Source organism: Streptomyces sp. NBC_01433 (genome assembly GCF_026340105.1).
GTDB lineage: Bacteria > Actinomycetota > Actinomycetes > Streptomycetales > Streptomycetaceae > Streptomyces.
This window is the reverse complement of the sequence record NZ_JAPEPM010000001.1, coordinates 1,195,141-1,219,558: the sequence shown is the minus strand read 5'-3', so window position 1 is coordinate 1,219,558 and position 24,418 is coordinate 1,195,141. Positions and strand designations below refer to the sequence as shown.

Annotated in this window: 14 protein-coding genes; 13 read left to right on the top strand and 1 reads right to left on the bottom strand. The window is 67.2% G+C overall.

What is annotated here, in order from left to right; all coding sequences use genetic code 11:
• The first annotated feature begins 4 nt into the window (after positions 1–4).
• Genes OG413_RS05260 through OG413_RS05250 form a run of 3 tightly spaced genes read left to right on the top strand, consistent with a single transcriptional unit; the run spans position 5 to position 3,393 of the window.
• Positions 5–1,393, top strand: a complete 1,389-nt coding sequence (locus OG413_RS05260) for an acylneuraminate cytidylyltransferase (RefSeq protein ID WP_266803249.1) — start codon at positions 5–7, stop codon at positions 1,391–1,393.
• Positions 1,394–1,406: 13 nt separating this feature from the next.
• On the top strand, positions 1,407–2,333 hold the full coding sequence (locus tag OG413_RS05255; protein WP_266803248.1) for an N-acetylneuraminate synthase family protein: 927 nt from the start codon (positions 1,407–1,409) through the stop codon (positions 2,331–2,333).
• Positions 2,334–2,343: 10 nt separating this feature from the next.
• Positions 2,344–3,393 carry a hypothetical protein gene (locus tag OG413_RS05250; RefSeq protein ID WP_266803247.1) on the top strand — a complete coding sequence of 350 codons (1,050 nt, stop codon included), beginning with the start codon at positions 2,344–2,346 and terminating at the stop codon, positions 3,391–3,393.
• Between the two features lie 130 nt (positions 3,394–3,523).
• On the opposite strand, the gene OG413_RS05245 is transcribed toward OG413_RS05250, so the two are convergent.
• Positions 3,524–7,696, bottom strand: a complete 4,173-nt coding sequence (locus OG413_RS05245; protein ID WP_266803246.1) for an FG-GAP-like repeat-containing protein — start codon at positions 7,694–7,696, stop codon at positions 3,524–3,526.
• A 712-nt stretch (positions 7,697–8,408) separates the two neighbouring features.
• Here OG413_RS05245 and OG413_RS05240 point away from each other — a divergent pair.
• The 10 genes from OG413_RS05240 (at position 8,409) to OG413_RS05195 (ending at position 24,349) form a co-directional block, all read left to right on the top strand.
• Complete coding sequence (locus OG413_RS05240; RefSeq protein WP_266803245.1) at positions 8,409–14,936, top strand: polymorphic toxin-type HINT domain-containing protein; 6,528 nt, start codon at positions 8,409–8,411, stop codon at positions 14,934–14,936.
• Positions 14,930–15,262 (top strand): hypothetical protein, encoded by a 333-nt coding sequence (locus OG413_RS05235; protein ID WP_266803244.1) that lies wholly within the window; start codon positions 14,930–14,932, stop codon positions 15,260–15,262. The genes OG413_RS05240 and OG413_RS05235 overlap by 7 nt, the downstream gene beginning before the upstream one ends.
• Positions 15,263–15,669: 407 nt before the next feature.
• Positions 15,670–16,758 (top strand): IS630 family transposase, encoded by a 1,089-nt coding sequence (locus tag OG413_RS05230; protein WP_266803243.1) that lies wholly within the window; start codon positions 15,670–15,672, stop codon positions 16,756–16,758.
• Between the two features lie 90 nt (positions 16,759–16,848).
• Positions 16,849–17,004, top strand: a complete 156-nt coding sequence (locus OG413_RS05225; RefSeq protein WP_266803242.1) for a hypothetical protein — start codon at positions 16,849–16,851, stop codon at positions 17,002–17,004.
• A gap of 260 nt (positions 17,005–17,264) precedes the next feature.
• Complete coding sequence (locus OG413_RS05220) at positions 17,265–18,503, top strand: amidohydrolase (RefSeq protein ID WP_266809898.1); 1,239 nt, start codon at positions 17,265–17,267, stop codon at positions 18,501–18,503.
• A 160-nt stretch (positions 18,504–18,663) separates the two neighbouring features.
• Entirely contained in the window at positions 18,664–19,713 is a 1,050-nt protein-coding gene (locus OG413_RS05215) for a BMP family protein (protein ID WP_266803241.1), read from the top strand.
• 253 nt (positions 19,714–19,966) lie between these two features.
• Entirely contained in the window at positions 19,967–21,550 is a 1,584-nt protein-coding gene (locus OG413_RS05210; RefSeq protein ID WP_266809896.1) for an ABC transporter ATP-binding protein, read from the top strand.
• Complete coding sequence (locus OG413_RS05205) at positions 21,547–22,665, top strand: ABC transporter permease (protein WP_266803240.1); 1,119 nt, start codon at positions 21,547–21,549, stop codon at positions 22,663–22,665. Before OG413_RS05210 ends, OG413_RS05205 begins: the two co-directional genes overlap by 4 nt.
• Positions 22,662–23,927: an ABC transporter permease gene (locus tag OG413_RS05200; RefSeq protein ID WP_266803239.1), complete on the top strand. Its 1,266-nt coding sequence runs from the start codon at positions 22,662–22,664 to the stop codon at positions 23,925–23,927. The genes OG413_RS05205 and OG413_RS05200 overlap by 4 nt, the downstream gene beginning before the upstream one ends.
• On the top strand, positions 23,924–24,349 hold the full coding sequence (locus tag OG413_RS05195) for a cytidine deaminase (RefSeq protein WP_266803238.1): 426 nt from the start codon (positions 23,924–23,926) through the stop codon (positions 24,347–24,349). Before OG413_RS05200 ends, OG413_RS05195 begins: the two co-directional genes overlap by 4 nt.
• Positions 24,350–24,418 lie beyond the last annotated feature (69 nt).

Genomic DNA, 24,418 nt, shown 5'->3' with positions numbered 1-24,418 from the left:
ATCGATGACGCCGCCCCAGACCCCTCCGACGACCACTTCGAAGACCCCTCCGACGACCCCGGACCCCGCGCGGACGCCCGCCCGGACCCCGTCGAAGTCCACCGTGCTCGCCGTGATCCCCGCCCGCGGCGGCTCCAAGGGCGTCCCCGCCAAGAACCTCGCCCCGGTCGGCGGCGTACCGCTGGTCGCCCGCGCGGTCCTCGCCTGCCTCGGCGCCCCCGCGGTCACCGACGTCGTCGTCACGACCGACGACGCGGCCATCGCGCAGGCGGCCCGGACGGCGGCCGAGGCGTACGGCGCCGCCCACCGGCTGCACTGTGTCCAGCGCCCCGAGGCCATCGCCGGGGACACCGCCACCAGCGAGGCGGCCGTCCTGCACGCCCTCGACGCGTACGAGGCCCTGCGCGGCCGGAGCGTCGACGTGGTGCTGCTGGTCCAGTGCACCAGCCCGTTCGTCGCCCGCGAGGACATCGACGGCGTCGCCAGGGCGGTCGCCCACGAAGGCGCCGACACGGCCGTCACCGTCGCCCCGTTCCACGGCTTCGTGTGGCGCGACGGCTCCGCGGTGGAGGAGGGCAGCTACGGCGTCAACCACGACAAGGCCGTCCGCCCCATGCGCCAGGCCCGCCCGCAGGACCTGCTGGAGACCGGGGCCGCGTACGCCATGGACGTGGCGGGCTTCCGTACCCACCGCCACCGCTTCTTCGGCCACACCGCCCTGGTGCGCACCGACCCGGCCCGGGTGCTGGAGGTCGACGACCCGCACGACCTGGCCCGCGCCCGCGCGCTCGCCCCGCTCCTGGACCCGGCCCCGCTGCCCACCCGCGCGGACATCGACGCCGTCGTCCTCGACTTCGACGGCACCCAGACCGACGACCGGGTCATGATCGACTCCGAGGGCCGCGAGACCGTCGCCGTGCACCGGGGCGACGGCCTGGGCATCGCCGCGCTGCGCCGGTCGGGCCTGCCGCTCCTGATCCTCTCCACGGAGCGGAACCCGGTCGTCGCCGCCCGCGCCCGCAAGCTCAAGGTCCCCGTCCTGCACGGCATCGACCGCAAGGACGAGGCGCTCAAGCAGTGGTGCGACGAGCAGTCCATCGCGCCCGAACGCGTCCTCTACGTCGGCAACGACGTCAACGACCTGCCCTGTTTCGACCTGGCGGGCTGGCCCGTCGCGGTCGCCAGTGCCCATGACTCGGTGCGCGCGGCGGCGCGCGCCGTCACGACCACCCCCGGCGGGTTCGGCGCCATCCGCGAGATCGCGGCGTGGCTGCTGGGCCCCACGCTCACCGGCACGGGCCTCCCCGCCACCTCTGCCACCTCTGTCCCCACCGGCGTCCCCGCCACCTCCGCACCCACCGTCCCTGCTGTCCCCACTGTCCCCACCAAGTAAGGAACGCACCACCATGAACACCTCTCGTCTGCGCACGTTCGGCACCCGCACCGCCGGCCCCGGCCGGCCCGTCTACATCACCGGCGAGATCGGCATCAACCACAACGGCGACCTCGACAACGCCCTCGCGCTGATCGACGTGGCCGCCGAAGCCGGCTGCGACGCCGTCAAGTTCCAGAAGCGCACCCCGGAGATCTGCACCCCGCGCGACCAGTGGGACATCGAACGGGACACCCCCTGGGGCCGGATGACGTACATCGACTACCGCCACCGCGTCGAGTTCGGCGAGGACGAGTACCGCACCATCGCCGAGCACTGCGCCAAGCGCGGCATCGACTGGTTCGCCTCCCCGTGGGACACCGAGGCCGTCGCGTTCCTGGAGAAGTTCGACGTCCCCGCGCACAAGGTGGCCTCGGCCTCCCTCACCGACGACGAGCTGCTGCGCGCGCTGCGCGGCACCGGCCGCACCGTCATCCTCTCCACCGGCATGTCGACCCCGCGCCAGATCCGCCACGCGGTGGAGGTCCTCGGCTCGGACAACATCCTGCTCTGCCACGCCACGTCGACGTACCCGGCGAAGGCCGAGGAGCTGAACCTGCGGGTCATCAACACCCTCCAGCAGGAGTACCCCAACGTCCCGATCGGCTACAGCGGCCACGAGACGGGCCTGCAGACCACGCTGGCGGCCGTCGCCCTCGGCGCCACCTTCGTCGAGCGCCACATCACCCTCGACCGCGCCATGTGGGGCTCCGACCAGGCCGCCTCCGTCGAGCCGCAGGGGCTGACCCGCCTGGTCCGCGACATCCGCACCATCGAGGCCTCCCTCGGCGACGGCGTGAAGAAGGTGTACGAGTCGGAGCTCGGCCCGATGAAGAAGCTCCGCCGCGTCACGGGCGTCGTCGCCGAGAGCGACGCCGCCCCCGAGCCGGTCGCGGTCTGAGCGCCGACCGGTGAACCTCGCCTTCGTCGAGAGCCCGGTCCAGCTCCTGAACGTCCTGGAGTGGACCCACAGCATGGGGGGACAGGACCCGGCCGCCACCACGGTCGTCGTCCTCCCCCCGGTCGACCCGATGTCGCGCGGCCAGCTGCGCAGGATGGCGGAGCTGGCCCGCGACGAGGGCATCACCGTCCGCTGGCAGGAGGCGCGCGGCGAGTCCGGCGCGCCTCTCAAGGCCCTGCGCGCCCTGACCGGACTGGTCAGGCGGGCGGATCACATCGTGATCGGTGACCCGTTCTCGCGGTACGTACAACTCCTGCTCACCCTGGTCCGCGCCCCCCGCCTCACGGTGGTCGACGACGGCACGGCCACCATGGAGTTCGTCGCCCAACTGGCCCGCGGCGAGCGCTTGGTGCGCTGGCACCGCCGGGGCAGCAAGGGTCCGCGCGAACTGGTCCTGGCCCCGGTCACGGCCACCGCCCGCCGCCGCTTCACCCCATCGGCGAACCGTACGGTCGAGGTGTTCACCGCGATGCCGGTCGAGGCTCCGCCGGGCATCACGGTCAGCGCCAACGACTTCTCCTGGACCCGCAGCCGCTTCGGCCCGCCCCGCATCACCAAGGGCGCCGACCTGGTGGGCACCTCCCTGGTCGAGACGGGCGTCATCGACCCGGTCCCGTACCAGGAGGCGGTCGCCGCCCTGGCCCGCACCCACGGCGCGACCCGCTACTTCGCGCACCGCCGCGAGTCCGCGGAGAAGCTCCACGCCCTGGAAGCCGCCACCGGTCTGGAGATCGTCCGCCCGGACCTCCCCCTGGAACTCATCGCCCGCCGGGGCCCCATCGGCCGCACCGTCCTGAGCTTCCCCTCCACGGTCGTCCACACCCTCCCGCTGGCCCTGGCCGGCACGGGCGTCAAGGTCGCGGTCTGCGACATCGCCCCGGAATGGCTCCGCGACACGGCGTCCCCGCGCGCGCAGGGCTTCCTGAGCGGAGTCACGGAGACGGCCCGCGACGTACAACGCCTGGCACCGTGGCGGGCCACGGCGGTGACGGAGGCATGAGAACGGGCGTGAAGGGGTTGAGGGCCTGAGACGGCCCTTCGTACGGAGAGACGTCTTCGGCCCCCGGCGGCAGTGGTGCCGCCAGGGGCCGAATCTGTTGGGTCGAGTCCGTGTCGGGCTCGAAGAGCAGCTAGTTGGACCGATACACGAAGTGGCTCAACGGGTAGGACCAGTAGGAAGGTGTCGGTGAAACCCAACTGGTCTTGATCGTTTCGAGAGTTGAGTCAGGCTTGGTCAGCCACGTGAACATCCTCACTGAGCCGTCGCTGTACCCGTACATAGCCCCGAAGTCATCGCGTCCGTCGCCGTTGTAATCCGCCGGGACGATTTTCATCGATCCGAACGTGAGAGTGCCTGGTGGGACAGTCCACGCCGTCGTGGGCGTGTCGAAGGACCCCGTCGCCGTGTTCCGGCTGCGGTGCACGTAGATGGTGTCGGTCCCGTCCGCGTAGTCGTACCACGTGGCTACATCGTCACGTCCGTCCCCGTCGAAGTCACCTGAATACACTGCGGTGCGGTCCCAGGAACCCCAGTTGGCGTGAGACCACGCCTCGATCGGTCGATCGAAACCGCCCGAGGGCTGAGCCGTGAAGTTCCAGAGCTTCACGGACGAGCCGTCGTAGTTGTAGAAGACGCTGATGTCGTCGCGTCCGTCGCCGTTGAAGTCCCCGACGACGAACTTGCAGCGCGACACGGCCCACTGGTTTGGTGCACTCCACGTGTGGAAGGGGGCGTTGAACCCACCCTGCACGTTCGAGGTGAAGGTATAGAGCATGTCCGATCCGTCGGCGTAGTCGTACCAGGCGGCGATGTCGTCGCGTCCGTCGCCGTTGAAGTCGCCGGCGAACAAGGTCGAGCGGGCGAAGTCCCAACGACCTTGGGTCGCCGTCCAGGAGACGAACGGGTAGGCGAAGGTGCCGTTACTTCTGCCGAGGAAGGTCCAGAGCTTCGTGCTGTTGTCGGGATAGTCGTACATCACGGCGACATCGGACATGCCGTCGCCGTTGAAGTCGCCCGAAACCTTCTTCATCCACTGCAGGGTCCACTGATTGCCCGGGGTGGTGTAGGCCTTGGCCGGAGCGGCGAAACCACCGTCGGAGGTGGTCAGGAAGGTGTGGATCGCGTCATTGCCGTCGGAGTAGTCGTGCCATTCCACCATGTCGCTGCGGCCGTCGCCATTGACGTCCTGTCGGATGGACGTTCCGGCGGCCCACACCGACTGGCCCTTCGCGTTGTAGACCGCGAAGTTGCCACGATCCTGCAGAAGGGCGTAACCCTCGGCTGCACTGGTCTTGGACTCCCAAAGGACGGTACTGCCGTCGCTCTTGTAGACGACCAGGTTGCCGTTGGGCTGCATGACCGCCTTGGCGCCGACGTTCCCGGACGTCCCTGTGGACCAGAGGGGCTTGTTGGCCGCGGAAGTGATCTCCAGATTTCCGTCCTCCTTCATCGTCAGCTTTGCTGAGCGTGACGTGTACGACTTGCCGGGTGCGATGGTGGTTCCGGCGGGGATCCGTGTTCCGCCCGCGGCGCCGTCGATGGTGAAGGACGCTGCGAACGAGAACGTCGCGCCACTCACCTTGCCCGGAAACCCGACCATGGTGTTGTCCGCCTTACGGGCCCACAGGTCGGACACACCGTCGCCGGTGATGTCACCCACGGAGTCCACCACCGGGTACGTTGCGGCCGGATATCCGGAGCCGATCTTCACCCGAGCAGCCGTGTTACCCCACGTCGTTGGATCAAGGACGCCGTACTGGTCGGCGCTCCCGTGAGCGCGGTAGATATCTCCCGTGGCGTTGTTCCGCATCCACAGGTCGGCGAGCTTGTCGCCGTTCAGGTCACCGGGCGCCACCACGGTGAACTTGTCCCAGTCGTTGCCGCCCACGAGCACGGGGACGCTCAGGCGCTTGGTGTAGTTGCCGTAGTAGGCCCAGAGCAATGTGCCCTCCTTCACGAGGAGGTCGGGCATGCTGTCACCGTTGATGTCACCGGGCGTCAGAACCTGGGAGGCATCGCTCCAGTGATCGTTCCCCGTCCAGCCGGGTTCACCGACGCAGCCATAGTCCTCGTCGACGACCGGGCACTTGACGGTGAGCGGCTGCTTCCCTTCCTTGTAGTCGGTGGTAGCGAGGCCGAATCCGTTGTTGGTGTACGTCCAGAGCTTCCGTCTCTTCTCCGCAGTGTCGAATTCGAGCGTGACCAGGTCGGTGTAGCCGTCATTGCCCCAGTCCGTCCGGTAGGTGGTCTGGGCGCCGTCGAAGGCCTGGCCGCCGTTGGTCGCGTTGGAGAACTGCCCGCCCTCCTGCCCGACATAGGTGAGCAGCGTGCCGTTGGAATCGACGCTCCAGATGTCCTTGATCCCGTCCCCGTTCAGATCGCCCGGGGCGTCGCGGTCGGCGGACCTGGTCGCGTAGTACAGGTAGACACCCGTGTCGGACCGATTGCCCGCACCATCGACGCTGAACGCGTACACGAAGTGCGGGCCGTAGCCGGGCGGGGCGATGTCCCGGGAAGGACTCAGACCTTCGGTCGTTGCGGAGATATACCTGACCGCAGGGTCGGAGTCGGTGTACCAGCCGATTTCCGTCACTTTGTCAGCCGCGCCGACGCTAAAGGTGAAGGCTCCGGGGGTGCGAGCCTTGCCGGTCGTCGTTGGCCAGCCGTCGGTGCCGTCCGGGAACACGACGGAGGAGATGACCGGAGGGGTGCCCGGACGCGTACGGTCCACGGAGAACTTGCACGTGGGGCTCCAGGCAGAGGTGGCTCCTTGGGAGTCCTCGGCACGGACCTTCCATGTGTAGGCCCCGGTGGGGATCAGTGCGTCCGTGGTCGGCAAGGTCGCCACTCGGCCCTTGAGCGCATCGATCTTCTGGTCGACGACGGGGGTGCTGCTGCCGCTCTTGAAGACCTGGAACTGCGCGGTCAGATTTCCGGCGTCGGGGTCGTCCACCGTCGCGTACAGGCTCACCTTGGTATTGCCGATGAGGCCGCCCGCGGAGCAGGACGTCTTCGGGTTCGTACCGAGACCGGAGGGAGTCTTGGGCGGGTTGTTGTACCTGGTCTCCAGAACGGCGGTCTTGGCGTCGAACTTCTTCCAGCCGAAGGTGTCGTTCTCATTCGTGGCGTAGAGGCCGAGGGTCAGGCTCGACCACTTGCCCGCCGCGGCTTCGCGCGCCTTGGCGGTCACGTCGAATTCGAGGTTGCCCGCCGCGCAGTCCTTGCTCCAGCCCTTGGACTGGTCCACCGTCTTCAGCGGTGAACTGCCCACCTTTTCAGGCTGCTTGTTCCACGTGGTCTTCTTCGAGATGGGCTTGGTCTGCCAGATCTCCACGGGCCTGTCCTGGCAGGACCAGGACCACACATTCTTGATCCGGAAGGTCGAGGACTTGACGTCGGCACCCTTGATGTTGTCGGTGTCGACCTGGAAGAAGGAGCGGGAGAGCCCGTTCGTCTCGTTCTCGTAGCCGACCCGGGCGACTTCGTTGGCGTTCCAGAAGGATGATTTGGGGTACTTTTTGTAGACCCGGGTCCAGTTTTCCTTCTTGCCCCAGGCCCAGGTCGGGTCGATGTACACGGGGTACGTGGTGCCGGACCCGGTCAGCAACGCCTGGTCGGGCTTGATCTCGATGCTGTCGGCACTGACCGTGGTGGGCATCTGAGCGTCGGCGGCGCCCGGCGGTGGCTCGAACGCGTCACCGGGTGCGGGCTCGTCGGTGGCGGCCGCGGTGGCGGATCTGGCCGTCGGCGCCGAACTGGCCGTACGCGAGTCCCACATCAGCGGCGTCGGGCTGGTGAAGACCGTCTGTCCGGCGGGGTCGACCGCGGCGAGGCTGCCCGTCTCCGCGTCCGCGGACACGGTCAGGCCGACGGTCTTCATCTTGTAGGTGAGCGTGGCGAGTTGCGGATTATTGGCCGCCGCGGCGGTCTTGACCACGAAGAGCTGGGAGAAACCTTCTACTTCTGCCTTGAGCTGGAGATCGACCCCGGGCAGAACCTCACCATAGGTGGCCACATTTCCTGCGAGGACCGGCTTGGGCAGTGAGGTCGGCCAGGACAGTGTGAGTGTACGGCCGTCCTTGACCCCGGACAGGAGGGGGCCTGTGCCGCCACCTGAGAACGCGACGCTGACCGTGGACGCCTTCGGTACGACAGTGCCGTCGGCGGCGAACGCCAGGCTGGGGTCGGTGGCCACCCAATCCCCGTTCCGGAAGAGCCGCACCGGTGATCCGTAACGCTTGACGGAGAACGAGCCGTCCGGCTGGGCCCAGGTGTCGGAGACCTCGGTGCGCGCGGAGGTCAACTCGGCAGGCTGTCCGCTTGACTTGGCCGCAGCCAGAGCCCTGTCCTCTTCGCTGATGGAGCCGTCGTCGACCGGATCGCCGGCGGTGACTGCGGTTCGAGGAGCGGCGACCGGAACGGCCGCGGCGGCGACCGGAACGAGTGCTCCTGCAGAGCCGATGGCCGCTACGAGAACCGCGGAAACAGACCGATATGCCGGTCTGTTTTTTCTTCGATGCCGCCTGGGTGTGCGATGCATTTCGCTCTCTCCATGATGTTCACAATTTCCGGGCCGACCTTAGGTCGTGAGATGCGGGGCAGGGAATGGCGAATTCCCAAATGAGAGGCAATGTCACATGGTGAAGCAGCGGGGAAACTGTGTCGAAAGTTGACCAAGTGCGACATATCGTCTCGGCAGCCCTTGTGCTGACGGTCAAGCGGCTCACTCGGGGCGGGAGATTCCCTCACCTTTTGCCCTATCTGCACAGAAGGGGCGAACTTCGCAATTTTCGGAGGGTAGTGACTTTCCTGTGGAGATCCTGTTAGCTTCCGACGGTCATTCGTGGGGCGGCAAGGGGTGGGGAATGGGTAGGTTCAGTAGGACATGGTTGGCTATGCCATTGTCCGCAGCACTCTTGATGGGAATTCTTCCGGGAATTGCCTTCTCGGCTGACGCGGACAATGACGCCTCCGCACGCCCCTCCGCCCTTGTCAAGCAGCCCAAGGCTGTGCCGGTGGAACCGGTTCGGTTCGGCGGCGAGAAGCTCAAGGACGACGCCAAGAGCCGTCCGTGGCGGTCCCCGAAGGTCACCTGGCCCGCTGCGTCGAGCGCTGAGGTGAGGCTCGGCGCCCCGGGTTCCGGTCCCAAGCCCGCAGGGAAGCTCCCCGTCTCTGTCGCCCCGGCGGCCGAGCCGACGCGGGACGCCACCGTGCAGCCCGCAGAACTCAAGGTCTCGGTCGTCGGCCGAGCCGCCGCCGACAAGGCCGGTGTCGACGGGCTTCTGCTGTCGGTGAGCCGGACGGATTCGGCGAAGGGCAAGCAGCCCGTGCGGGTGAAGGTCGATTACTCGGCCTTCCGCGGCGCCTACGGAGGAGACTGGGCCGCCCGCCTGCGACTGGTGGAACTGCCGGCCTGTGTATTGACGAATCCTCAGAGCCCCGGATGCCGCACGGCCAGATCGCTGAAGACGTCCAACGACACGGAGCGTGGGACGCTCACCGCATCGGCCGCCCCCGCTGCGGGCGGAACGCCGACCGTGCTGGCCGCGACGGCCGGGGCCTCCGGGTCCTCGGGGTCGTACAAGGCCACACAGCTCGAAGCATCCGGTTCGTGGAGCGGGGGAGGCTCCACAGGTGCCTTCACCTGGTCCTACCCGATCGCGACCCCTGTAGTGCCCGGTGACCTGCAGCCGAATATCTCGCTCGGGTATTCCTCCCAGAGCGTCGACGGCCAGACAGCCGCGTCGAACAATCAGTCCGGATGGATCGGGGACGGCTGGTCCTGGCAGCCGGGGTACATCGAACGCCGGTACAAGGCATGCGATGACGACAAGGACGGCGGCACCAACACCACCAAGGTCGGTGATCAGTGCTGGTTCAACGACAACGCGACGCTCTCTCTCGGCGGCACGACCACCGAGTTGGTGCGCGACGCGACCAAGGGCTGGCACCCGGCGCAGGACACGGGCCAGAAGGTCGAGAAGCTGACAGGTGCGTCGAACGGTGACAAGGGCACGGCCGGGGTGGACGGTGCGGGTGAGCACTGGAAGGTCACCACGACGGACGGAACCCAGTACTTCTTCGGCCTGAACAGGCTTCCCGGCTGGAGCGACCACGGTACGGCTGCGGACGATCCGGTCACCAACTCCACTCTCACGACGCCGGTGTTCGGCAATCAGTCGGGCGAGCCGTGCTACAACGCCTCCTTCGCGTCCGCGTGGTGCCAGCAGGCATGGCGCTGGCAGCTGGACTACGTCGTCGACCCGCACGGCAACGCGATGGCGTACTACTGGAACACCGAGACGAACAACTACGGCCGCAATGTCTCGGAGACCACGGGCAAGGCCACCGTGACGCCCTACAACCGGGCCGGCTACCTCGACCACATCGAGTACGGGCTGCGCAGCAACAGCGTATATACGGCCAAGGCCATGGGACGGGTCGACTTCGCCGTCAGCGAGCGCTGCCTGACGGACTGCGGGACGTTCGATGCGGCGCATGCCAAGAACTGGCCGGATGTGCCGTTCGACCTCTACTGCAAGGACGGTGCCTCCGAGTGCAAGGACCAGTTCGCGCCGAGTTTCTGGTCCCGTAAGCGGCTCAGCACCATCACGACCAAGGTGCTCACCGGCGGGGCGTACAAGGAGGTCGACTCCTGGTCCCTCAAGCAGGGCTTTCCGCCCGCTGGTGACGGCCTGTCCACTCCGATGTGGCTGGAGTCCATTCAGCGCACCGGAAAGGTGGGCGGAAGCGCAACCTTGCCGCCGGTGACCTTCGCCGGTGAGCAGATGGCCAATCGCGTCGACAAGACCGGTGACGGACTGGCGCCCTTCATCAGGCTCCGGATGTCCCAGATCGGCACGGAGACCGGCGGCACCATCGGTGCCATCTACTCCAAGCCCGACTGCACCTCCGCCACGTTGCCCCCGGCGGACGCGACGAACACCACGCGTTGCTACCCGGTGAAGTGGGCCTTCGAGGGGGAGACGGCCAAGGAGGACTGGTTCAACTCCTACGTCGTCACCAAGGTCCTGGAGGGTGACAATCTCGCCGAGACTCCGGACACCACCACCGAGTACACCTACTCCGGTGGCGCCAAGTGGGCCAAGAACACTGATGAGTTCACCAAGAAGAATGACCGCGCCTACTCGGTCTCCAGAGGCTATGGCCTGGTCCAGACCCGAAAGGGAGCCGGGAGCGAACCGCGGACGCTGACGGAGACCCGTTACTTCCGCGGTATCGATGGCGCTGCCGTGAAGGACTCCGCGGGCGTGGCGGTCACCGACCGCGAGCAGTTCGCGGGATGGGCCCGCGAGAGCGCCACATACAACGGCAACGACACGTCCAAGCTGGTCTCGGCGACGTCCTACACGCCCTGGCGCTCGGCGGCCACAGCCGTCCGCACCCGCGCGGACCTCCCGGATCTGACCGCGTACCTCACCGGCACGCTCAAGGAAGACCTGCGTACGACCGTCGCGGGAGGTGAGCGCAAGAGCTCACTCACGCGCACCTTCAACACCTACGGACAGATCACCACGGTCTCGGACACCGGGGACGCGGCGAAGACCGGCGACGAGCAGTGCACGGCCAGTACGTACGTGCCCAACACCACCAACTGGCTCCTGGACAAGGTGTCCAGGACCGAGGTCACCGCCGTGACCTGCGGAGCCACGGTCACGAGGCCCGCTGATGTCATCAGCGACGAGCGCACGTACTACGACGGTGCGACCTCGTTGACGGCCGCGCCGGTCAAGGGTGACTCCACCAAGTTCGAGAAGATCAACGGTGCCGGGAACGGCTACGAAACCGAAACGTCCGCCCTGGTCGCGGACATCGACGTCTACGGGCGGGTCCTGGTCGCGAAGGACGCGTACAGCGAGACGACGACCACGACCTACACCCCCGCTCAGGGTGAAGTGGCCACGAAGATCGTGGCGACCAACCAGCGCACCCACCCGACCACCACGGAGCTCGACCCGCTGCGCGGTCAGCCGCTGAAGGTGAGCGATCCCAACGCCCGTGTGACGTCGACGCTCTACGACCCGCTCGGCCGTGTGGCAAAGGTCTGGCTGCCCTCCCGTTCGGCGGCGACCTACCCGGACTCCCCGAGCAATTCGTTCGACTACCAGATCCGGGCCGGGGGCCCGGTGGTCATCACCAGCAAGTCCCTCAATCACCAGGGAAATTCCGTCACCTCCTACGCGTTCTACGACGGACTGCTGCGTGAAAGGCAGACGCAGACCCCGTCCCCGGACGACAAGGGCCGGCTCGTCACGGAGACGTTCTACAACAGCCTCGGCCAGGCCTGGCGCAGCTCCGGTACCTACTACGCCGCAGGTCCGGCCGAACCTGTCCTGATCACGGGCCAGGAGACGAAGTACCCGGCCTCGGCAGACACCGTCTTCGACGGCGCGGGCCGCGTCGTCGCAGTGATCGACCGTAAGTTCGGCGACGAGACGAAGCGCACCTCCACCACGTATACGGGGGATACCACCACCGTCGTACCCCCGCAGGGCGGAGTGGCGACCACCGCCGTCACCGACGCGCTGGGCCGCACCACCGAGCTCAAGCAGTACACGGACAAGGACAGGACCACGTCCCAGTCCACGACGTACACGTACAACAAGCTCGGTCGGCTGGCACAGGTGACGGACCCGTCGGGCGCGCAGTGGAAGTACGGCTACGACGCGGCGGGCCGGCAGAACCACGTCGAGGACCCGGACAAGGGCGCGACGGACACCACGTACGACAAGGGCGGCCGGGCGACCGACGTCGTGAATGTCCAGGGCATCAGCCTGCACACCGACTACGACGTACTCGGCCGGCCCACCGCGCTGTACCAGGGGACCACGAAGCGGGCCGCCTGGGACTACGACAAGGCGTCCAAGGGAATCGGGCAGCTTTCCAGCACGACCCGGCACGACGGCGCCAACTCCTACATCAGCACCGTCCTCAACTACAACGCCTTCTACAAGCCGGTCGTCAGCCAGCTCACCGTCCCGGCCTCGGAGGGCGCCCTGGCCGGTACGTACGAGTGGACTGATGTCTACAACGCCAACACCGGCCAGCTGATGGAGACGGCGCAGCCCGCCATGGGCGGTCTCCCGGCCGAGGACGTCGTCAACGAGTACGGGTTTTCCTCCGGCCTTCCGATGTCGATGTCGGCGGGCGGCGACACCGTTCTGGCATCGGTCGCCTACGACCATTACGGACGGGCCGCCCAGCAGGAGTTCGGCGCGTTCGGACAGCACCTCTGGAAGAACAGCGAATACGACGAGCACACGGGGGCTCTGACCCGGGCGTTCACCGACCGGGAGGTCGCCCCGCAGCGTATCGACGACGTTCGCTACACCTACGACCCCGCGGGCAACGTCAAGAAGATCGGCACGGTCACCGGCCAGGACGCCACGGCTGCCAGCGACACCCAGTGCTTCGCCCTCGACGCCCTGCGCCGCATCACCGACGCCTGGACCGCGACCGACAACTGCGCGGCACAGTCCCCGACCCCGGCGGTGGTCGGCGGCCCGGACGCCTACTGGACCTCGTACGCCTACGACAGCGTCGGCAACAGGAAGACCGAGACCCAGCACGCGGCCGCCGCCGGCCCGGCCAGTGACATCACCCGGACCTACGCGGCCCCCAAGGCCGGCACCCACAGGCTCGGCGACATCACGCAGACCGGTCCGGGCGCACGCACGGAGACCTACGCCTTCGATGAAGTCGGCAACCTGCACACTCGCAAGATCGGGGACGCCGACACCGAGACCTTCGAGTGGGACGTCGAAGGCCATCTCGCGTCGACGACGCAGGTCACCGACACCACCAGCTATGTCTACGACACCAGCGGTCAGCGCCTCGTCCGCCGCGACTCCACCGGCACGACCCTCTATCTGCCGGGCGGCAACGAGCTGCTGCTGGACAAGGCGGGGAAGGTCACCGGCACCCGCTACTACACCGCCGCCGGTGAAACCGTGGCGCTGCGCAAGGGCACGAAGCTCACCTTCCTGATCAACGATCACCACGCCACGAGCACCACCCAGGTCACCGCTGACGCGGCGCAGACGGTCACCCGCCGCAAGAGCACCATCTTCGGCTCCGCCCGTGGCACTCAGCCGTCGACCTGGAGCGGTGACAGGGGATTTGTCGGCGGCACCACCGACGCCGACACGGAACTGACGCACCTCGGAGCCCGCGAGTACGACCCGGTGACCGGCCGGTTCATCAGCGTCGACCCGGTCATGGACCTCACCGACCCGCAGCAGGCCCACGGCTATACATACGCCAACAACAATCCGGTCGCCTTCAGCGACCCGAGCGGCCTGTGGCTCGACGACGGTACGGGCCACTCGGCACCGGGAGGACACGGCGGCGGTCCGGGAGCCCCGAAGAAGACCCACGAGACCACGCCGGCCGAGGCGAAGGCGAAGGACAACCCGGTCAATGTCGTGGAGAAGGCGATCTCCGACGCGGCCAAGTCCTACCTGACACCGGCGCAGTACAACGAATGGCGCCCCCGCTGGAACGCCTTGCTCGCTCCTCAGCGTGCACAGAAGAAGGAAGTCACCGAAGACGACCTCATCGCCTATGCGGCCAACACATGCTTCGGCAGTCAGAAATGTCCGAAGAAGCTCGCGAACTTCGTCGAGGACCTGGATCACCTCCGGGTGATGCAGTACGGGGGCTCAGGGGGACGCGGCCCCGGGGTCAAGTTCTCGTTCGCCAAGCAACTTCGTAAGGGCGTCCAGGACCTCCGACAGCGATTCAAGCTGGGCTGCCAGTGCTTCCTTGCCGGCACTCAAGTCCTCATGGACGACGGGAATCACAAGAGCATTGAGGACGTCGAGGTAGGCGACCAGGTTCTCGCGACCGACCCGGACACCGGCAGAACTTCGGCTCGCAAGGTCACTCGACTCATCGTCACGGACAGTGACAAGAAGTTCAATGAGTTGACGATAAGGACCCCTGACGGCGACGAAAAGCTTGTAGCCACCTACGAGCACCCCTTCTGGGTCGAGTCGGAGCAGCGCTGGCTTGCCGCGAGCGAACTCAAGCCGGGCATGTCGCTCCGGTCGGACGAGGGGAAGTATCTACGCGTCGAGGCCAATCGTCCGTTCGAAGATCGGGTTCGGACGTACAACCTCAGTGTTGAGGGTGTCCACACGTACTATGTGCTCGCAGGCAAGACGCCGGTTCTGGTTCACAACGCTGGTAGTGATCCAGGTCCCGGAATGGCCAACGTTGGACGCTGGATGTCGCCAGACGAATATCAAAAAATGGTGAGTACGGGAATGGTTCAGGAGGGGAAGGGCGGTTATACGTACGTAGTAAGCCCGGGGGATCCAGAAGCGTACAGGCCTACATATAAAGGTTCCATTTATGTAGAATTCGATGTCCCTAAATCATCTATCATAGCCGGCGGTCGTCCTGGTGACTACAAGATGGCAAATCCCGACACGTTGTTCGGACGCATTCTCGCCAAGAAGGGTGGTACTCCCGGCATGCCGGAAGCAAGAAATATTCGTAAAGGTGGTAGCGTATGCTGAGGGGCTTGCCACTTCTTGCTGCTGTGCTTGAGGCTGTAACGCTGATTCAGTCCGATGCGTCCCTTGTTGGAGCGGAGTCAACTATCAGGCGACCTGATAGTGATGATTTTCCAAACAAATCCGCTGCCTGGACAGTGGAGGTGGGTAATTTGGGCGGTGAGGTTACCGTTTGGGAGGACGGCAGTTCGGAGCTTGGTCTGGTCGATTTCACGACAAATGATGCATATTCCGAGCACCGACAGCTAGACGACTTGAAGAGTATTCAAGTTGCAGTAGAGGTCGTTCGTGACTGGGTAATGGGACGTCGGCTCCCTGCAATGGAGTGACGAGGTCGACCTAGAGATTCACAGTCGACCATTGGCGGAATGGTCGCAGGTCGATTCGATGAGCTTCCCGGCTCTCCCAATGAAAAATTGATACCTGACGCGAATTTTGGCCGCCCAGCGGAGAAATTCCCGGTCAGTAACGGCCAGTGATATCCCCAGAGGCCCCACCGGAACATCATTCCGGTGGGGCCTCTGGGGTGTCTGCAGGGCTAATTCATAATCCTGGCCGCGGGGAGAAGTAGCAGGTCACACGGGTGTAAGGGGCATGCCTTGGGCGTCGGGCCAGGGCAGCAGGCGGATGTCGGGATTCGACATGGGTCCTCTTTCGTGCGGAAGCGTTTTCTTCGATGGCTCCTTCACGCTAGTGTCCTGAGTCGTTAGTTTGTTTGCGGTTGTAGGGTGGGGCGGTGCCAGGTCCGAAGCCGTTGCCGCTGGAGTTGTCCGATCACGAACGCAGGGTGCTGCGGGGCTGGTTGCGCAAGCAGACCGCCTCTCAGGCACTGGTGTTGCGGTCGCGGATCGTGCTGGCGTGCGCGGAGGGCCTGCCGAACGCGCAGGTCGCGGATGACCTGGGCGTCTCGCGGGAGACGGTGCGCAAGTGGCGGTCCCGGTTCGTCGCGGACCGCCTGGAGGGCCTGGTGGACCGCCCTCGTTCGGGAGCCCCGCGCAGGATCACGGACGAGCAGGTCGAGGCCCTGGTCGCCAGGACACTCGGCCAGACGCCGCCGAAGGGTGACTCGCACTGGTCGACGCGTTCGATGGCCGGGGCGGCGGGGATGTCGCAGTCGGCGGTCTCGCGGATCTGGCGGGCGTTCGGCCTCAAACCGCACATCGTGGAGACCTGGAAGCTGTCGACCGACCCGCAGTTCGTGACCAAGGTTCGTGACGTGGTGGGTATCTACCTGTCGCCGCCGGAGAACGCCCTGGTCCTGGCGGTGGACGAGAAGTCGCAGATACAAGCCCTGGACCGGACCCAGCCGGTGCTGCCGATGGCGCCGACCACGCCGGCGAAGATGACGCACGACTACGTCCGGCACGGCACGACCAGCCTGTTCGCCGCCCTGGACATCGCCTCCGGCTCGGTCATCGCCCAGCACTACCGCCGCCACCGCCACCAGGAGTTCCTCCGCTTCCTGAAGGTCATCGACGCAGCCGTCCCCAAGCACCTCGAACTCCACCTCGTCCTGGACAACTACGCCACCCACAAGACCGAGCCGGTCAAGAAATGGCTGCTGCGTCACCCCCGTTTCCACCTGCACTTCACCCCCACCTCCGCGTCCTGGCTCAACCTCGTCGAGCGATGGTTCGCCGAGCTGACCTGCCGCAAACTCCGCCGCTCGGCCCACCGCAGCGTCGTCGAACTCGAACGGGACATCCGCGGCTGGATCAATGAGTGGAACAAGAACCCCAAGCCGTTCGTCTGGACGAAACCCGCCGACGACATCCTCGACACCCTCGCCGCATACTGCACACGAACTAGCGACTCAGGACACTAGGACCGGTAGTGGTGCCTTCTGATCACCGACGAAGACGCGCCCGGTCCCGTCTCCCGCGTCGCCGATCGGATCGAAGCCGTACAGCTCGGCATGGGCCGGGAGCTGATCGGGCACGCGGAGGCGCTCCTGGCCGACCCGCACGCCGACTCCGGCCAGGTGCGCTATCTGGCCGCCCGGCTGACCGAAGCGCTGCGCGATGCCGTGAGAGTGGCCGTGAGCCGGGGCGTGCGGGTGGAGCGGGAGTGAGGAGGCCCAAGGCCTCCCGATGACGGCTCCGAGCGCCGGGGCCGGCGGGCCCCGCACGGAACGGCCAGGCCCCGGCCAGGCCCCTCGCCCGGCACCGACACCCCCCCCGCCCGACTTGGCGAAGTGGCGGCGGAGTCTACCCACCCCCATCTCACGCCACACGCCCCCACGTCGCATTCTGTTCGCCTGAGCGGCTGAAGTTTTGTTGATCTGTGGCCAGTTGAGGGTGTGAGGGGCCTACCCTTCAACAGGTGAACCAGTTGAAGTCCCGCGCGTCCCGCACCGATGCCCTTGCCGAGCTGCCCGAGGGCGCCGCTCTGCCCGGCACGTTGTCCGAGGAGCTCCGTGCCGAGCTGATCGCCTTCCGTCGTGATCTGCACATGCACCCCGAGCTCGGCAACCAGGAGTTCCGCACCACAGCGGCCATCAAGGACCGGCTGGAGAAGGCCGGGCTGAAGCCGCGGGTGCTCTCCACCGGGACCGGGCTGATCTGTGACGTGGGGGAGTGGGACGGGGTGACGCCCATGCTGGCGTTGCGGGCCGACATCGACGCGCTGCCGATCCCGGACACCAAGGCGGGGGTTTCCTACCGGTCCACCGTGCCCGACCGGGCGCACGCCTGTGGGCACGACGTGCACACCGCCACCGTGCTGGGCGCCGGGCTCGTGCTGGCCGGGCTGGCGCGGCAGGGGCTGCTGCCGCACGCGGTGCGGCTGATCTTCCAGCCCGCCGAGGAGGTCCTGCCGGGCGGGGCCGCCGACGCGATCGAGGCCGGGGTGCTGGAGGGCGTCGGGCGGATCGTCGGGGTGCACTGCGACCCGAAGGTGGACGTCGGGCGGATCGGGCTGCGGATCGGGCCCATCACCTCCGCCTGCGACCGGCTGGAGGTGTCCCTCGACGGGCCCGGCGGGCACACCGCCCGGCCGCATCTGACCACCGACCTGGTCACCGCCGCCGCCCGGGTGGCCACCGACGTGCCCGCGCTGCTCGCCCGCCGGACCGACGCCCGCTCGGGGCTCGCCGTCACCTGGGGGCGGCTGGAGACCGGCCACATCTGCAATGTCATTCCTCAGCACGCGGAACTGTCCGGAACTGTTCGCTGCCTGGATCTGGCCGCCTGGCGCGAGGCGCCCGATCTGGTGCACTCGGCCATCGACGAGGTGGCGGGCATGCACGGGGCCAAGACCGTGATCAATTACGTGCGCGGGGTGCCGCCCGTGGTGAACGACGCCGAGACCATCGGACTGCTCGACGCCGCGATGACCGAGCGTCGCGGTTCGTATGCGATCGAGGACACCGAACAGAGCCTCGGTGGGGAGGACTTCTCCTGGTACCTGGAACAGGTGCCGGGGGCCATGGCCCGGCTCGGCGTACGGACCCCTGGGGACACCCGGGGGCTTGACCTGCACCGGGGGAACTTCGACGTGGACGAGGAGGCGATCACCGTGGGTGTAGAACTCTTCACCGCCGCCGCGCTGCTCGACGGCAACCGTTCGTGAGCTGTTCGAGGCCCATTCGTGGACGGGCGCGACCGCTTCTGTTCGCGACGATCCGATAACGGCTTCCGTACGGGTCCTTATCTGACATCTACGCGCGTTACGATCGCCGCGAAACCAGCGCCGGAAGAGGCGCTTCGGTCAGGTTTGAAGGAGCCTTCCCTTGCGCCGGATCACCAGGATTGCCACCGTGGGCGTTGCGTCCGCGGCGCTTGCGCTCAGCGCCACCGCGTGTGGCGGAAAATCGTCGTCGGATGCGGGTCCCGACTCCAAGGACGCCAAGACCGCCATCGCGTACGACATCGGTGGCCGCGGCGACCAGTCGTTCAACGATGCCGCCTATGCCGGTCTGGCCAAGGCCGAGAAGGACCTCGGCATCAAGGGCACCGAGGCGGAGCCCTCCGACGGCGAGTCGGACGCCGACAAGGTGCAGCGCCTCACCGAGCTGGCTCGCGCCGGCAACAACCCGGTGATCGGCGTCGGCTTCGCCTACGCGCCGGCCATCAAGAAGGTCGCCCCGAAGTTCCCGAAGATCACCTTCGGGATCATCGACGACGCCTCGGTGACCGGCAAGAACATCGCCAACATCGTCTTCAACGAGGAGCAGGGCTCCTACCTCGCCGGTGTCGCCGCCGCCAAGGTCACCAAGACGAAGACGGTCGGCTTCATCGGTGGTGTCGAGACCCCGCTGATCAAGAAGTTCCAGGCCGGCTACGAGCAGGGCGTCAAGGACACCGACCCCTCGGTCAAGGTCCAGTCGCAGTACCTGACCCAGCCGCCGAACTTCGACGGCTTCTCCAAGCCCGACCTCGGCAAGGCCGCTGCCCAGGGCCAGCTCGACAAGAAGGCCGACGTGATCTACTCGGCGGCCGGTCTGGCCGGTTCCGGTGCGATCGAGGCCGTCTCCAAGGCCGGCAAGTGGAACATCGGCGTCGACTCCGACCAGTACCAGCAGAAGGGCCTCGCCGCCTACAAGGCGAGCATTCTGACCTCGGTCACCAAGGACGTCGAGGACTCGGTCCTCAACCTGATCAAGTCGGTCAAGGACGGCAAGCCCGAGACCGGTGAGATCCGCTACGGCCTGGACAAGGACGGCGTCGGCCTGTCGATGTCCAACCCGGCCTTCACCAAGATGACCGAGGTCATCACCGCCGTGGACACGGCGAAGAAGGCCATCATCGACGGCAAGATCACCGTCAAGACCACCCCGTAACGGCTCCTGTCGTCCGGCTGGTTTCCTGTGGGCCCGGAGCGAGCGCGATGCCGCCGCTCCGGGCCTGCGGAGTACCCCACCACGAAGCCCCCGAAGAAGATCCGCCTCTCGCAGTGCTCCTCCGTACCCACCCGGATCGAAGCGTCCGGGCCGTGCAGTGCACCTGTGTTTTACGATTCGGCAGCGCTACGCGTGTAGACAGCCCTCCGGCGCGATAACTTCACCCCGCCCCTCAGCCCCTCCGCCCCCGCTCCTGTCCGGCCAAGGAGAGTGCGTCATCAACGCGTCCAGCAGCCCCCCCGCCGTAGAACTGCACGGCATCACCAAGCGTTTCCCCGGCGTCGTCGCCAACCACAACATCGACATCACCATCGGCAAGGGCACGGTTCACGCGCTCGTCGGTGAGAACGGGGCGGGCAAGTCCACCCTGATGAAGATCCTCTACGGCATGCAGAAGCCGGACGAGGGCACCATCGCGATCGACGGCGACCAGGTCACGTTCAGCAACCCCGGCGAGGCGATCGCCCGCGGCATCGGCATGGTGCACCAGCACTTCATGCTCGCCGACAACTTCACCGTCCTGGAGAACGTCGTTCTCGGCGGCGAGAAGCTGTACGGCATCGGCTCCGCCGCCCGTAAGAAGATCAAGGAGATCTCGGACGCGTACGGTCTGGGGGTCCGGCCCGACGCGCTCGTCGAGGACCTCGGAGTCGCCGACCGCCAGCGCGTGGAGATCCTCAAGGTCCTCTACCGCGGCGCCCGCATCCTCATCCTGGACGAGCCGACCGCCGTGCTCGTGCCGCAGGAGGTCGACGCGCTCTTCGACAACCTCCGCGAGCTCAAGGCCGAGGGCCTGACCGTCATCTTCATCTCGCACAAGCTGGGCGAGGTCCTGTCGGTCGCCGACGACATCACGGTGATCCGCCGCGGTACGACGGTGGGCACCGCCGACCCGGCGAACACCACCACCAAGCAGCTCGCCGAGCTGATGGTCGGCAGCGAGCTCCCCTCGCCCGAGACCCGTGAGTCCACGGTGACCGACGTCCCGATGCTCCGCGTCGAGGACCTCGCGCTCAGCGTGACCGACCCCGACGGAGCCGTCCGCGACGTGCTCGCCGGCGTCGGCTTCACCATCCACAAGGGCGAGGTCCTCGGGATCGCCGGGGTCGAGGGCAACGGCCAGACCGAGCTGATCGAGACCCTGATGGGAATGCGGAACCCGGACGGCGGGGTGATCACCCTCGACACCCAAGACATCTCGCACGCCCCCACGCGCAAGCGGCGGGAGAGCGGCATCGGATACATCCCCGAGGACCGCCACCGGCACGGCGTCCTGCTGGACGCGCCGCTCTGGGAGAACCGCATCCTCGGTCATGTCACCGAGAAGCCCAACAGCCGGGGCTGGCTGCTGGAGCCGAAGGCGGCCCGCGCCGACACCGAGCGCATCGTGCGCGAGTACGACGTGCGCACCCCCGGCATCGAGGTCACCGCGGGATCGCTCTCCGGCGGCAACCAGCAGAAGCTGATCGTCGGCCGCGAGATGAGCCACGCCCCGAAGCTGCTGATCGCCGCGCACCCCACCCGGGGCGTGGACGTCGGCGCCCAGGCGCAGATCTGGGACCAGATCCGTGAGGCGCGCCGCGAAGGGCTGGCCGTCCTGCTGATCTCCGCGGACCTGGACGAGCTGATCGGGCTCTCCGACACCCTGCGCGTCATGTACCGCGGCCGACTGGTCGCCGACGCCGACCCGGCCACCATCACCCCGGAGGAACTGGGCTCGGCCATGACCGGCGCCGCCACCGGTCACCTCGAAAGCCCGGAGGACGAGGCCCGATGAAGAAAATCGACAAGGACCGGCTGATTCTGGGCTTCGCCGGCCCGGTCCTCGCCCTGATCGTCGCCATCGCACTCACCACGGTGGTGCTGCTGGCCTCCGGTCGTAACCCCTTCGAGCCGTACCGGCTGATGTTCGAGTCGGCGTCGTACGTCGACGTACAGGTCCTGATCGTCAACCAGGCCGGTACGTACTACCTCGCCGCCCTCGCCGTCGCCATCGGCTTCCGGATGAACCTCTTCAACATCGGGGTCGACGGGCAGTACCGCCTCGCCGCGATGATGGCCGCGCTCGTCGGGGCCAGCGTCAGCCTGCCGGGGCCGCTCCAGATCGCGCTGATCGTCATCGTCGCGATGCTGGTCGGCGCCTTCTGGGCGGGCATCGCGGGCTTCCTGAAGACCACCCGCGGAGTCAGCGAGGTCGTCTCGACGATCATGCTCAACTCCATCGCCACCGCGCTGGTCGCCTGGCTCATCCTGCCGAAGAACTTCGGCGTGCAGCCGCCCGGCTCCAACAACCTGACCACCGGCGACATCCCGGAGTCCGGCTGGTTCCCCGGCCTGTCCATGGGTGCCGAAGCCGGTGAGATCTACGGGTTCACCTTCGTCGCCGCGGGCTGCGGCCTCGTCTACTGGTTCGTGCTCAACCGCACCCGGTTCGGCTTCGACCTGCGGGCCACGGGCGCCAGCGAGAGCGCCGCCCAGGCCTCCGGTGTGGACGCCAAGAAGATGATCCTCACCTCGATGCTGATCTCCGGGGCGGTCGCCGGTCTCGCCGGAATGCCGACCCTGCTCGGCGACACGCACACCTACAGCCTCGACTTCCCGACCGGCATCGGCTTCACCGGCATCACCATCGCGCTGCTGGGCCGGAACAACCCGCTGGGCATCGCCTTCAGCGCCCTGCTGATCGCGTTCCTGGACAAGTCGTCGGCCTCTCTCGACCAGTTCGGGTACGAGAAGGAGATCGCCACGATCATGCAGGGCCTGATCGTGATCTCGGTCGTCGTCAGCTACGAACTGGTCCGCCGTTACGGCATCAAGCGCCAGCAGCAGAAGGTCGGCGAGGAACTCGCCGCCGGGAACGCCCTCACGACCGAGAAGGAGGCGGCACTGTGAGTACCAGCAAGGTCTCCGCCGCAACCGCCGCCCCCAAGAAGGGCGCCGGGCGCCGCAAGCTCTCCCTGCCCGTCGTCCTCCTGATCATCGCGGGTGCGCTCGCCCTGGTCTCCCTGGTCCGTCTGATCAGCGGCGCCGACGACGTGACCTCCGTGGGTCAGGTCGCGGGCGCGCTGGAACTGGCCGTTCCGATCGGCCTGGCCGGGCTCGGCGGCCTGTGGGCCGAACGCGCCGGTGTCGTCAACATCGGCCTCGAAGGCATGATGGTGCTGGGTACCTGGTTCGGTGCCTGGGCCGGATTCCAGTGGGGCCCCTGGGTCGGCGTGCTGTTCGGCATCCTCGGCGGCGCGCTCGGCGGGCTGCTGCACGCGGTCATCACCGTCACCTTCGGCGTGAACCACATCGTCTCCGGTGTGGCCATCAACATCCTCGCCGTCGGCCTCACCCGCTACCTCTCCAACTTCGCCTTCAACGGCGTCGAGGGCGGTTCGTCCAAGCAGTCGCCGCGCATCGATCCGATCGACAAGATCACCATTCCAGGGTTGTCCGACTGGATGCAGGATCTGCAACAACACCACTGGTTCCTGATCTCCGACATCGCGGGCATCATCGGCGGACTCGTCACCGGCCTGTCCCTGCTGACGGTCGTCGCCCTGCTGCTGATCCCCGGCACCTGGTGGATCCTGTGGCGCACGGCGTTCGGTCTGCGGCTGCGTTCCTGCGGCGAGAGCCCGGTGGCCGCCGAGACGCTCGGCGTCAACGTCTACAAGTACAAGTACATCGCCGTCACGGTCTCCGGCGGTCTGGCGGGACTCGGCGGCGCCTTCCTGGCGATCGTCGCCACCGGCATCTACCAGGAGAACCAGACCGGCGGACGCGGCTACATCGGTCTCGCCGCCATGATCTTCGGCAACTGGATGCCGGGCGGCATGGCGCTGGGCGCGGGCCTCTTCGGCTTCACCGACAGCCTCAAGCTGCGCGGCGGCGCCGAGAACGTGCACGCGATGCTGCTGTTGCTGGCGATCCTGCTGGTGATCGTGGTGTTCTGGCAGCTGTACCGCAAGAAGTACGTGGCCGCGGTGATCTCGGCGGCCATCTCCGCGCTGCTGTTCACCTGGTACGCGCTGACCGACCAGGTACCGAGCCAGTTCGTCGACGCCGCCCCGTACGTCACGACACTGCTGGTCCTCTCGCTCTCCGCGCAACGGCTGCGCATGCCGAAGGCGGACGGCGTGACCTATCGCAAGGGCGAGGGCAAGTGACACCGCCCGCGGAAGCCGCGGCACCCGTCGACGCGGCACCGGTCGACTGGACTGCCCTGCGTACCGCCGCACGGGAGGCCATGTCCCGTGCGTACGCGCCCTACTCGGGCTACCCGGTCGGCGTCGCGGCCCTGGTCGACGACGGCCGCATGATCGTCGGCTGCAACGTCGAGAACGCCTCGTACGGCCTCTCGCTGTGTGCCGAGTGCGGCCTGGTCTCCCGGCTGCACGCCACCGGCGGCGGCCGGCTGACCCACTTCACCTGCGTGGACGGGACCGGGGCGATCCTGGTCCCGTGCGGCAGGTGCAGGCAGCTGCTGTACGAGTTCGGGGGGCCGGAACTCGTCCTGGAGACCCCGGACGGCCTTCGTACGCTCGACGAGATGCTTCCGCAGGCGTTCGGGCCGCAGAACCTCGGCTAGTCCCTCCGCCGGGCACCCCAGCACCGGGTGCCCGGCCCCCTTTTCATCCCTCACCCCCACCCTCATCCC

Bases quoted from the DNA above. Each gene is read 5' to 3' on its own strand.
- OG413_RS05260 (WP_266803249.1), top strand. From the start codon at position 5: ATGACGCCGCCCCAGACCCCTCCGACGACCACTTCGAAGACCCCTCCG.
- OG413_RS05255 (WP_266803248.1), top strand. From the start codon at position 1,407: ATGAACACCTCTCGTCTGCGCACGTTCGGCACCCGCACCGCCGGCCCC.
- OG413_RS05235 (WP_266803244.1), top strand. From the start codon at position 14,930: ATGCTGAGGGGCTTGCCACTTCTTGCTGCTGTGCTTGAGGCTGTAACG.
- OG413_RS05225 (WP_266803242.1), top strand. From the start codon at position 16,849: ATGGGCCGGGAGCTGATCGGGCACGCGGAGGCGCTCCTGGCCGACCCG.
- OG413_RS05205 (WP_266803240.1), top strand. From the start codon at position 21,547: ATGAAGAAAATCGACAAGGACCGGCTGATTCTGGGCTTCGCCGGCCCG.